Below are 11772 nucleotides of genomic sequence, written 5' to 3'. Positions count from 1 at the left end.
AACGAGCTAAATTACAATGTATTTTTTTGCCATCTTACATACATAATATTGCATACAAGACTGCATAAAAGATGAACGAATATTTTTGGTAATTTTTTTATTCTAAATTTTGTCGATCAGTTTGTCAGCTTTATTGCCTGTAGAAATCCACTTGGATTTTTGAACTTATTTGCGTGGTGCGCATTCGCTTTAGCGTCTCTGAAAGAGAAGCCTCTCGTAGAGAAGCGTCTCCCAGAGAAGCACAGCGCAAGCGCAATAGGCAGTGAGTATATAGAGATGCGATTCATCGCTGTTAGGGAATAGGGAATGGTGCTATGACTCTCTGTTTTAGCTTCTTGCCTAGCCATATCGCAAACATTATTGGTGTATTTGCAGAACTTTGAGCAAGCAGATAACCAAATAATTTAGTACACTAAGGAGGAATAAAATGCAAGTATTTGTTAGACAGTCATTAGCTATTGTCTCAACTGGATTGCTACTTAGCTTACAAAGTTATGAGGCGATCGCGCAAAATCGGTCTTCAACTGTCTCATCTGATAGCGTCAATCAGTCATACAGAACTCAGCAGTTCAATACTTTACCTGAAAACCAACTTAAATCGCGGATGCCAAGAGATTCGGTTAAGGCATCAACTAACAGTGCTTTCAGCGCGGGTATTGTCACTGGTACATCGGGTGCAGTAAAACCTTCAAATGGTAACTCCAACACAAATGAGCAATTAGATTTACCAATAGATTCCCCATTATCTTTTGGAACTTCTAAAGTACCTTACTCTACTTCCCGTGTTTTAGGCGGCACTACTAATCCTGCTCAGAACAATTTATACCGTCGAGCCGGAAAGTTATATATGGCTTTTGGGGGAACTACTTACAACACTGTTTGTTCAGCCTCAATGATTGGGAAAAGTCTTCTGATTACGGCTGCACACTGCATCCATGATTATGGAAGAGGAAACAATGGCTGGGCGAGAAAGGTGAAGTTTGTTCCTGCAAAAAACAGTGCTACTGAACCCTATCTATCATTTGAAAGCACGCAGTACATGATTCCTACCGCCTACTTCAATGGAACTGATACCTGCACACAGACCGGCGTTGTTTGCAACAATGATATTGCGCTTGTTGCACTTAACAATAATAGTTCAGGGCAACAGGCAGGCAATCTTACTGGCTGGTTCGGTTATGGTTGGAATGGCTACAGTTATGCTGTGCCAGGCGCAGCCTATCAAGGCGTTTTTGGTAATAAGCTATTTGCGTCTATCACTCAGCTTGGATATCCTGGCTCTTTTGACTCAGGTTTGAGGATGCAAATTAACACTGCCTATGGTGCATACTACGCTACCGGCAATCTAAAGAATACTTGGTTAGGTTCCGCTATGACTGGCGGATCTAGCGGTGGCCCCTGGCTTGTCAACTTTGGCGAGGATGCATCAGGAGGAGACTATGGCTCTTCAAACATCCGTAATGTTATTGTCGGAGTCACAAGCTATGGTAATAGTGAGCAGCGAATGGGTTCGTCTTGGTTTGGACAAAACCTAGAATTTCCCAATGCTGCTTATGGCAACCGTGGGGCAGGCAACATTGGAAAACTAGTTTATGACGCTTGCGATAACTCTGCATTGAGCGCTTGGAAACTTCAAAGTAAGGGGCGTTGCACATAAGTGCTTAGGCTACCGTTGTTAAGGTGACAGGACTTACACAAAATTGCCAAAAAGCTTAATTTATCGAATTCTCAAACTGTCGCGTTAACACGGTAGTGGTTAGGGTTCACAACACTTCCTGATCCATCTCTAGTAAGCGGTTAGGCGTTATGCAAACAAAGATGGTTTCGCTCAAATTTGTCTTAATTCAGGTGGGTTTTATTTTCAATATTGTCGGTATTGCCCTGACTTTCAGCTTTCCTTTATTGGCCTGTACAAAGTCTTCTTCAACTCAATTACCTACTATGTCCTCCGAACGCCCTCCGCAATCTCGTGTTGCTTTGAAAAATTCTTCTTGGCGACTTGAGCGTTGGGAGCGTCAAGGCTCTGCTGTTGCACTTGTACCTCAAACAGAAGTGTCTCTGCATTTTGAGGACAATCAGGTGAATGGGTTTGGAGGGTGTAATAGTTTCGGTGGTTCTTTTGAACTGGTTGATAACCAACTTTCCTTGGGAATATTGGATGCAACTCAAAAGGGTTGCAATCCGGTTGTGATGAATCAGGAAGCCCAATTCTTATCAGCCCTTCAGTCGGTATTTCGTATTGGCTCAGATGCTTCTGGTCGTCTGGTATTATTTTATGCCCTGAATGCAGATGAAGGAGTGCTGTATTTTGCCCCTACGAAGTAGACTTGCGACACTTGAACTTGCATTTGTCACAAGTCTTAGGTTCAGTGGCGAATGGCACTAAGAAAAGATACAGCCCTTACTCTGACTGGAACAAGCCTAGACCAAGTATAGCAGGGGACTGGGGACTGGGTTGAAAGTCTGTTTGTATAAGGTTTTATCATCAGTTAATGTCCTAACCTCCTCCTCTGTTGCTATACATAAGTGCTGAGTAGTTTTTTACTTACTCAGCACTCAGCACTCAGGACTGAGTGTTGTCAAAGATTATGAGGTGGGCATCTTGGCTACCCCATAAGATTAATTCTCAATTACACTTTCGACTCATAACCAAGTGTCCATTAGCTAGTCGATATACGCCTTCGGGTTCAACTATCGAGTCGCCTTTTTTCCACTGACGCATTACACCATTACCTATGATATTTTGTACATCGCCTGTAGGGTAGGTTGAAACTGAGGCGTTGCCAGGACGGATAGGTAAACCACCAGTACCTATAATTATAAAAGTGCCTTCTTGCTTGGGATTGCGGGCAATGCAACTATTGGCAATTAGCGCGTTAGTATCAATGGGATTAGATTGTAATTCTGTGAGGCTGTTTTGAATGAAGGTAGTATCGGGCACACCGATGATATTACCAGAGATTGCACCAGTGGCGTTGATGTCGGTGCGATCGTTATTATTTAGTAACTCAAGACTATTTGTGTCAGTTAATGTTTGTGTAGGGCGATATAGAGAATCACTAAACAAAGCACGAGTCTTAAAAGTAATATTGCCACCTTGACCCTCTGGTGCAAATGCCAGAATATCGCTATCTTCGTAAAGCGATAATGGTATTAGCATTGAGGTTTATATTACCTCCACTCGCTTGACCTGTAGATAAGTCGGTGCGGATATCACTGTTGTTACGTAGGCGAATATTTCTTGCAGTAATACCAATATTGCCACCGCTTGATAGTTTAGCACTTGCGCTTACTAAACTATTATTCGCACTGTAATTGCTCTTGGCAATAATGTTAATATTGCCTGCAATACCTTCTCCCTCACTGCGTGCAAAAACTCTAGCATCAAATGTTGTTTTCACCTTAATGATGTCTGCGTTTGGATATTTCGTGTTGGAGTAAGTTAAAGGTTCCAGTTAAGATTAATTGGTGGTCATCAATAAGTAGAATTTTCATCACTGGTGATTGAGGTAAATATTGACTTTTTGTAAATTTTTCAGTACAAATCTTAACCATATATCTTTCGCCAATCAACGTTTTTATACCTTCAAACACTGCATTCTAATTCAGGAGGCAGGAGGTCGAAGGCAGGAGGAAGAAAATATATTTTTGCACTCTGCCACTTTCTTTTAAAGCCCCTAAATTTATTTATGCAAAACAAAAAAATATGTATAAGGAGTGGCGCAGCGCATATTTACCCTGTCTCTCCTTCTTAAATCCCCTCAATTTATTTATGGAGATTCCTCCTGCCTTCTGCCTCCTTACTTATGCGATCGCATTTGGGTTACTCCTTGTTTTTAAATTTACTTTATTAGGGTATTGTGATTTTTGCAACACATCCTCCAAATTACAATGCAGTTTTCTGCAATCTTGCATACACCATCCTGTATATAAGTAAGCAGTAAATAGGAATGAATAATGGTTATCGAGATATCCAAGAAATTCTTGTCTATTCTGCCCATCAAAATGATTCATCTAAGTAAGTCGATGAGAAAAATTCAATGTATATGAAGAAATATAAATTAGCTGTAGAGTGTGTTATGCCGTAGGCTAACGCACCTGAGATTGTTGACGTGCGGCGCTTAGCGACAATCTCAGGTGCGTTAAAATTCCTTAACATAGCTAGGAAATATTAGCACCGACTTACTTACTTCAATAACATCATCTTTTAGATGTATTTCAAAAGGGGAGCAATGCAACTAAAAGATGAGCGATAGCTAATCGTCAATACTGAAAATAGATTAGTTAAAATGTACTATTTAACACTTTTTTTAAGATACTGTATTGACATGATAATTTGATCAGCTCAACAAAATTTAATATTTAAAATTTAATTTTTTATTACGAAAACCAAACATTTTGTATCGCTCGTCACTTTTTACTAGTAAACTATCGCACTAATATCACACTTTAAAGATTGATATTGTCAGCTTTCTATAAGTTGGCTGATTCATCAACAGGAAAATTCATAAACAGATGAGAAGACAATTTAACCGACGCAAGTTTATAATCTACGGTTCTTTAACTTTTGGAAGCAGCTTTTTTTTGAAAGCTTGCGCGAATAATTCTCCAATCGCTACAGAGAGTCCAGTTGCGCCTTCTGCTGCTTCACCAGCGGCGGCGACTACTGGTGACACCATAAAAGTAGGTATTTTGCACTCTCTGAGTGGTACGATGTCCATTAGTGAAAAAAGCGTTGTTGATGCTGAAAAATTAGCAATCAAAGAAATTAACGCTGCTGGTGGTGTTTTAGGTAAACAAATTGAAGCAATTACCGAAGATGGTGCTTCTAACTGGGATACTTTTAGAGAAAAAGCAACCAAGCTAATCGATCAAGATAAAGTCGCTGTAGTCTTTGGCTGTTGGACTTCTGCTAGCCGCAAGAATGTTAAGCCAGTATTCGAGAGCAAAAACCACATGCTCTGGTATCCTGTGCAATATGAAGGTCAAGAGTGTTCTAAAAATATTTTCTACACTGGCGCTGCACCCAATCAACAAATTGAACCATCTGTTGATTGGCTGTTAAAAAATAAGGGCAAAGAATTCTTCTTAGTTGGCTCTGACTACGTTTTTCCTCGGACAGCTAACACAATTATTAAAGCTCAACTAGAAGCTTTAGGCGGAAAAACAGTTGGTGAGGATTATTTACCTCTTGGTAACACAGAAGTTACACCAATTATCACTAAAATCAAGCAAAATTTGCCCAATGGTGGCGTGATTTACAACACCTTAAATGGTGATAGCAACGTTGCTTTCTTCAAACAATTAAAAGGGGCTGGATTGACACCAGATAAATATCCCTCCATGTCTGTAAGTATTGCTGAAGAAGAAGTCAAAGCAATTGGTGTAGAGTATCTCAAAGGTCACTATGCAGCTTGGAACTATTTCCAAACAGTAGACACACCTGCTAATAAGAAGTTTGTAGCAGCTTTCAAGAAAGAATACGGTGAAAATCGGGTGACAAATGACCCAATGGAAGCAGCGTACATTGCAGTTTATTTGTGGAAACAAGCAGTCCAAAAAGCTGGTACTACAGATATAGCGAAGGTAAGTGCTGCGGCTTATGGTCAAACTCTAGATGCACCTGAAGGTAAAGTGACAATGGATGCCAATCATCACATATCCAAAATTGTGCGGATTGGTCAAGTTAGACAAGATGGTTTGTTTGATATTGTCTATGCTACTCCAACAGCAGTTGAGCCAGTTCCTTGGAATCAATTCGTGAAAGAAACTAAGGGATTTGCTTGTGATTGGAGTGACCCTGCAAAGGGTGGTAAGTTCAAGAAAGCCTAAATAATTCGTAATTCGTAATTAATTAACGATTACGAACTATCAGAAATAAGTAGGGTGTGTTACGGCTTTAGCCTAACGCACTATCTTAGATAAAGGCACGTTAGGAGGTCATGTCATGTTTTTTGTTAGAAATAATATAGAAATGCACGCCTAACATATCCTACGTTAATTCTAAAAACGAGAAACTGATAGATAGGGGAAATAAGTGTTAGCAGGATTTTTAGAAGCTGTATTTAATGGTATTAGTATTGGCGCTGTATTATTAATTGCTGCGCTGGGACTAGCTATTATATTTGGATTGATGGGCGTCATCAATATGGCGCATGGTGAATTGATGATGTTTGGTGCTTATACAACTTATGTTGTCCAAAATATCTGTAAACAATTGGGCGGGGTGTGGTTTGAAGTCTATATATTTTTGGCTTTGATTATTGCATTTATATTGACGGCTGGTGTGGGAATAATTCTAGAAAAAGGTGTGATTCGTTATCTCTATGGACGCCCATTAGAAACTCTATTGGCAACTTGGGGAGTAAGTTTAATTTTTCAGCAGTTTGTCCGCAGTGTGAATTGGGTATTGATAATTGGTCTAGGCTTATTTTCTCTGCTGTTTTTTGGAGGTTTATGGATTTTAAATTCCCGCACAGATTTGGGAAGAGTTCGTAACTGGATTGTGACAGTGATATTTTTATTATCGCTGGGGGTGACAATTACAACGGGCAATTTATTGAATCAAACTTATCAGTTAGCAGTAACTCAACCTTGGTTTGGCGCTCAAAATGTGGATGTGACAGCACCGACTTGGTTACAAGCGGGGATATCTTTGGGTGGTGTACAATTACCCTTTGCCAGATTATTTATTATTGCTTTAACAATAATCTGTGTGGCAGGAATTTACTTGTTTTTACAACGTTCTAGCTGGGGTTTAAGAATTCGGGCGGTGACGCAAAATCGGAGTATGAGCGCTTGTTTGGGTATCCCAACTCAAAAGGTTGATGCGATTACTTTTGCACTGGGTTCGGGTTTAGCTGGTGTGGCTGGATGTGCGATTAGTTTGCTTGGTTCTGTAGGGCCAAATACGGGACAAAACTATATTATTGATACTTTTATGGTGGTTGTTGTTGGGGGTGTGGGGAATTTAGCTGGGACGATTGTGGCTGCTTTGGGTATTGGTACGGCTAATTTTTTAATAGGTTCTGGTACTTTGGCTTTGTTGTTGACTCCTGTTAAACCTTTGGCTGATTTCTTTACTTTTTTTGCGACGACGAGTATGGCGAAGGTGATGGTATTTGCGCTGATTATTGTGTTTTTGCAGTGGAAGCCTGGAGGGATTTTTCCACAGAAGGGACGTACTGTTGATGTTTAAAACGAACCGCGAAGACGCAAAGGACGCGAAGAAAGAATGAGAAAGAAGGGAGGAGGGTTATTAATCGAGGCTGGGGTGGTGGTTGCGATCGCACTTTTCCTCATTATCATTATGCCATTGTTGCTGTCGGAGTTTCGCCTGAATTTGTTGGGGCGATTTTTGTCGCTGGCGATTGTGGCTTTGGGTATTGATTTGATTTGGGGGTATACTGGTTTATTAAGTTTGGGACATGGTATTTTCTTTGGTTTGGGTGGATATGCGATCGCAATGTACCTGAAACTGCAAGTCCCTACTGGAGAATTGCCTGATTTTATGGGGCTTTATGGGGTTACTGAACTTCCCGCTTTTTGGCAACCTTTTTATTCTTTTCCTTTGACAATAGCTGGTGTGGTATTAATTCCAGGATTATTGGCAGGATTGTTGGGATATTTAGTTTTCCGAAATCGCCTCAAGGGAGTTTATTTTTCTATCTTGACTCAAGCCGGAACTATTGTATTTTTCAATTTCTTTAACGGTCAACAACAATTTTTCAATGGTACGAACGGGCTGATAGATTTTACAACTTTGTTTGGCGCAACGGTGAGCGATGCCAAGACGCAGTTTGTTTTCTACACGCTGACGGTAATATTTCTCGCAATCACCTATGGAATTTGTCGCTGGTTGACAACTGGACGCTTTGGCAGATTGTTAATAGCGATTCGTGATGATGAAAGTCGGGTAAGATTTTCTGGCTACGACCCTACAGATTTTAAGGTGTTGGTGTTTGCAGTTTCCGGTGCGATCGCAGGCATCGCAGGAGCATTCTACACAATTCAGAGTGGTTCAGTATCACCCAGAGCAATGGATATTGCCTTTTCCATTGAAATGGTGATTTGGGTAGCAGTAGGCGGACGTGCTACTTTAATTGGCGCAATTGTCGGAACTTTATTAGTAAATTATGCCCGCACTTTTTTAAGCGAACAATTTGCCGAAATCTGGCTATTTTTCCAAGGCGCATTATTTTTGATAGTCGTCACAGTCCTTCCTGACGGTATCGTGGGATGGTTGCGTAGTCAGAATATTTCGCTTTTCAACCGTCGTCAAGAAATTGCTACATATCCCACCTTGCAAGAAGACCCCGAAGTGCAACATGAACGCGAAAATATTGGAAACTGAAAATGTAACTGTTAGCTTTGACGGTTTTAAGGCGCTAAACCAGCTTAACTTTAGTATGGATGTGGGTGAATTACGAGTAGTAATTGGCCCCAATGGCGCGGGAAAGACAACGTTTCTTGATGTAATTACGGGGAAAGTACAACCTACCGTAGGGCGAGTTTTATTCAAAGGAAGAAATCTGCGTTCTTTACCTGAATATAAAATTGCCCGATTGGGAATTGGACGCAAGTTTCAAACACCCCGAATTTACTTAAATTTAACACCCCTCGAAAATCTGGAAATTACCAGCAACAAGAAGAAAAATGTCTTTTCTACTTTGTTTGAACGTTCTAATGCTACTGAAAAGAATAATATTAAAGGATTATTAGAAACCATCGGTTTAACTCCGAAAGCTGATATCAGAGCAGCTTTACTTTCTCACGGAGAAAAGCAACGTTTAGAAATTGGGATGTTAGTAGCACAGTCACCTGATTTGTTACTTGTTGATGAACCAGTTGCGGGTTTAACAGACGAAGAAACATATAACATTGGCGAACTACTTTTAGCACTAGCGCAGAGTCATTCAATTTTAGTAATTGAACATGATATGGAATTTGTGCGTCAAATTGCCAAGAAGGTAACGGTATTACATGAAGGTTCGGTGCTGTGCGAAGGAAATTTTGAAGAAGTGCAAAATGACTCTCGTGTAATTGAGGTTTATTTGGGAAAACAGGAAGACTAAATTTTTATCTCAAAAGCTCGACATGGTACTCTATATTTAGGCTTCTCAGAGATAAAGTTTGACATGACTGCAAAGACCATAGAAGATATTAGCAATCCTGATACCTATAAAGGTATGTATTCTTTCCATAAATACTGGGGTAAAAAGCCAACTGAAAGTATTGCTTTTTTTATACAAAATTATACAAATGAGTCAGATATAGTTCTTGATCCATTTTTAGGTTCAGGTCTTATCAGTAGAGAATGTTTGTACAGAAGAAGAAGATTTATTGGAATTGATATTAATCCTTTTGCAATTGAACATACCAACTTCTTGTTAGAACTTCCAAAAGCTTCGGAATTTAAATCAGCCCTACAAGAGATTGAAACAAATATTAAACAGAAAATCAATGAGACATATTTCACCATTAATGGAGAAATAGCATCGCATTATTTATGGAGTAGTGGTGAAATTTTAAAAGTATGGATGAAGCCAAAGGTAGGGAGGAGTAGAATTGAGATAGGAACAACAAGCTTTGATTTAGAAAAACTTGGCTATTTTTCTCAATATTCAATAAGGAATATTAGAAAACTTACTTTTTTTACAAATTCAAGAATTAACTCAAATAATCAAATGTCAATCTACGATTTGTTTACTCGTAGAGCTTTGTATAATATTGATTTAATAATGGATGAAATTAAACTCTTTCCAGATGCAATTCAAAAAGCTTTATTATTAACTCTTACTTCTTCATCAGGGCAAATGTCATCTATGGTATTTGCAATCACCAATCGAGGAAAAACCAAGAATCAAATTTCTAATAAAATTGAGGTCGGCAGTTGGGTGATTGGCTATTGGAGACCAGAATTACATTTTGAGATTAATGTTTGGAATTGTTTTGAGAGTAGAGCGAAAAAACTCTATAAAGCATTAATTGATATTAGCGATCATAAATATCCAAGACATGAATCAATAAGTGCGCTCTTAGAAAGTAGACAAGGAGCATTAATTATTAATGATGATTGCATAGATGTACTGCAAAAAATACCAGAAAAAACTATAAAACTGATTTGCACTGATCCTCCACATAGCGATCGAATTCCATACCTTGAATTAAGTGAAATATGGAATTCTATTTTAAATAAAAATGTTAACTTTGAGAAAGAAATAATTATTTCTAACGCCAAAGAGAGAAATAAAAAGAAAAACCAGTATATTGAAAATATGAAATTGTTTATAGGTGAAGCTAGTCGGATTCTTACTGATGATGGAATATTTCTAATGTACTTCAATGCCCGCGATCAAGAAAGTTGGAAATTCTTAGAAATCCTTGAAAATAATTCTAATTTAAAATTTATTGGGGCTTTCCCTATGGAATATTCTGCAAACTCAGTAGTGCAAGATAATAGAAAAGGTGGAATGAAAACAGATTATGTTCTCGTCCTCAAACGAAAAGGATATAGTATTAATTCTCCGCAGGAACTTAATAAGATACCAGGTTGGTCAACTTCAATACCCAAAATAGCCTCAGCAATATAAGATGAAGATTTTTAAGGATTTGCTATGAAGAATTTTTCTTATTGGAAAGGATTATATGACAGCGATCATTTAACAGAATTTAATACGGATTATGCAGGTCAATTATGGTTAAAAACTAAATCAATCATAAGAAAAGAATTAGTTTCAGAATTTGTCAAAAAATATTCATTGGTCTTAAATACTAGCAGCTTAAATGGACAGTTCGAGGAATTATTCCTGCTTTTGCAATCAAATCTACCTCAGTCTCATCAGCAATTGGATTTATATATTAAGGAAAAGAATGTAAAAATATTGGAAGCCTTAAATAAGGAAAGTCTCGTTTCTGAATTATATAAATTGAAAACATTTGAATGGGGAGGTGATTATCAAAATTCACTGGATAAATACTTGGTAAGCCATTATATAAAAACGAAAGATATTATATCTTATGACATATTGATGTCTAAGTTCGAGATAGAGGTAAATCGTGTTGTTCAAGGATATGTATTAAATAGTTGGTATAACCATTGGTCTAGTATTTTAATTGAGCATATCTTTAAATCGCATCCATCTATTTTACCTACTGTTGGACAAATTAAGAGTGTCGATTTTTTCATTAAAAATATACCTTTTGATTTAAAGGTTACTTATTTTCCATCAGAATATTTAAAATCAAAGAGGAAGGAAAAGAATCTTCCTGTTGAACTTACTTTTTTAAAGAAAAAAGCAAAGGAGCTTTCAATTAACTTTGATAAAACTGCAAAAACTTCCAATATATATTATGAAATAACTGAAAAGTTAAGAGATCGAAATGACAATGTATCTGAATCTGTTCTTAATCAGTTGAAATCTGAAAACGTAGCAATTGTTAACGAAGCTCAACAGAATCCTAGAAATTTAGCAAAATGGTTGTATGAGAATCAGGGAGAAATGCGTTTTGGCTCAGAAAATCGCTTATTTCTTGTATTAATTGATACGAATGATTTTTCAAGCTCGTGGAAACTAAAAAGGAACTTAGACCTTTTAACACCGACGATAAACACTTTTCTTGATGCTTTTAGCTCAAAGCAAATATCAGATTTAAAGATGAATTTTAATTATCCTGGTAAGTAGGTGGTTACAATTAAATATAAGATAGAGAAGGTCTAAAAAACAGGTACTACAAGATGTCTGCTCCATTGCGAGTTAGATTAACAGATTT

Annotated in this window: 10 protein-coding genes; 8 read left to right on the top strand and 2 right to left on the bottom strand. The window is 38.0% G+C overall.

Annotated elements, in window-relative coordinates:
* The first annotated feature begins 427 nt into the window (after window positions 1–427).
* Both V7L07_RS18390 and V7L07_RS18385 read left to right on the top strand, forming a co-directional pair.
* Window positions 428–1657, top strand: a complete 1230-nt coding sequence (locus V7L07_RS18390) for a trypsin-like serine peptidase (protein ID WP_335060198.1) — start codon at window positions 428–430, stop codon at window positions 1655–1657.
* 149 nt (window positions 1658–1806) lie between these two features.
* Window positions 1807–2325 (top strand): META domain-containing protein, encoded by a 519-nt coding sequence (locus V7L07_RS18385; RefSeq protein WP_335060196.1) that lies wholly within the window; start codon window positions 1807–1809, stop codon window positions 2323–2325.
* Window positions 2326–2626: 301 nt separating this feature from the next.
* Here the strand turns inward: V7L07_RS18385 and V7L07_RS18380 are convergent, their stop codons facing one another.
* Together V7L07_RS18380 and V7L07_RS18375 are read right to left on the bottom strand one after the other, a co-directional pair.
* Window positions 2627–3160 carry a hypothetical protein gene (locus V7L07_RS18380; protein ID WP_335060194.1) on the bottom strand — a complete coding sequence of 178 codons (534 nt, stop codon included), beginning with the start codon at window positions 3158–3160 and terminating at the stop codon, window positions 2627–2629.
* A complete protein-coding gene (locus V7L07_RS18375; RefSeq protein ID WP_335060192.1) occupies window positions 3129–3401 on the bottom strand; it encodes a hypothetical protein in 273 nt (90 codons plus the stop codon). Before V7L07_RS18375 ends, V7L07_RS18380 begins: the two co-directional genes overlap by 32 nt.
* A 1114-nt stretch (window positions 3402–4515) precedes the next feature.
* Between V7L07_RS18375 and urtA the strand changes: the two genes are divergently transcribed.
* The 6 genes from urtA to V7L07_RS18345 all read left to right on the top strand — a co-directional run bounded on the left by urtA (window position 4516) and on the right by V7L07_RS18345 (window position 11684).
* Window positions 4516–5832 carry an urea ABC transporter substrate-binding protein gene (urtA, locus tag V7L07_RS18370; RefSeq protein ID WP_335060190.1) on the top strand — a complete coding sequence of 439 codons (1317 nt, stop codon included), beginning with the start codon at window positions 4516–4518 and terminating at the stop codon, window positions 5830–5832.
* A 205-nt stretch (window positions 5833–6037) separates the two neighbouring features.
* Window positions 6038–7198, top strand: coding sequence for an urea ABC transporter permease subunit UrtB (gene urtB, locus V7L07_RS18365; protein WP_335060188.1), 1161 nt, complete (start codon window positions 6038–6040; stop codon window positions 7196–7198).
* Window positions 7199–7234: 36 nt separating this feature from the next.
* Window positions 7235–8353, top strand: coding sequence for an urea ABC transporter permease subunit UrtC (gene urtC / locus V7L07_RS18360; RefSeq protein WP_335060186.1), 1119 nt, complete (start codon window positions 7235–7237; stop codon window positions 8351–8353).
* Window positions 8328–9074: an urea ABC transporter ATP-binding protein UrtD gene (urtD, locus tag V7L07_RS18355; protein WP_335060184.1), complete on the top strand. Its 747-nt coding sequence runs from the start codon at window positions 8328–8330 to the stop codon at window positions 9072–9074. The genes urtC and urtD overlap by 26 nt, the downstream gene beginning before the upstream one ends.
* 63 nt (window positions 9075–9137) lie before the next feature.
* The gene (locus V7L07_RS18350) at window positions 9138–10592 is read left to right on the top strand and encodes a DNA methyltransferase (protein ID WP_335060182.1); all 1455 of its coding nucleotides are present in this window, start codon (window positions 9138–9140) and stop codon (window positions 10590–10592) included.
* A 24-nt stretch (window positions 10593–10616) separates the two neighbouring features.
* Window positions 10617–11684 carry a hypothetical protein gene (locus tag V7L07_RS18345; protein ID WP_335060180.1) on the top strand — a complete coding sequence of 356 codons (1068 nt, stop codon included), beginning with the start codon at window positions 10617–10619 and terminating at the stop codon, window positions 11682–11684.
* The last annotated feature ends 88 nt before the right edge of the window (window positions 11685–11772 follow it).

The sequence above is a fragment of the Nostoc sp. genome (genome assembly GCF_036916985.1).
Lineage (GTDB): Bacteria > Cyanobacteriota > Cyanobacteriia > Cyanobacteriales > Nostocaceae > Nostoc.
The sequence above is the reverse complement of the archived record's forward strand: the minus strand, read 5'-3'. Positions and strand labels throughout refer to the sequence as shown.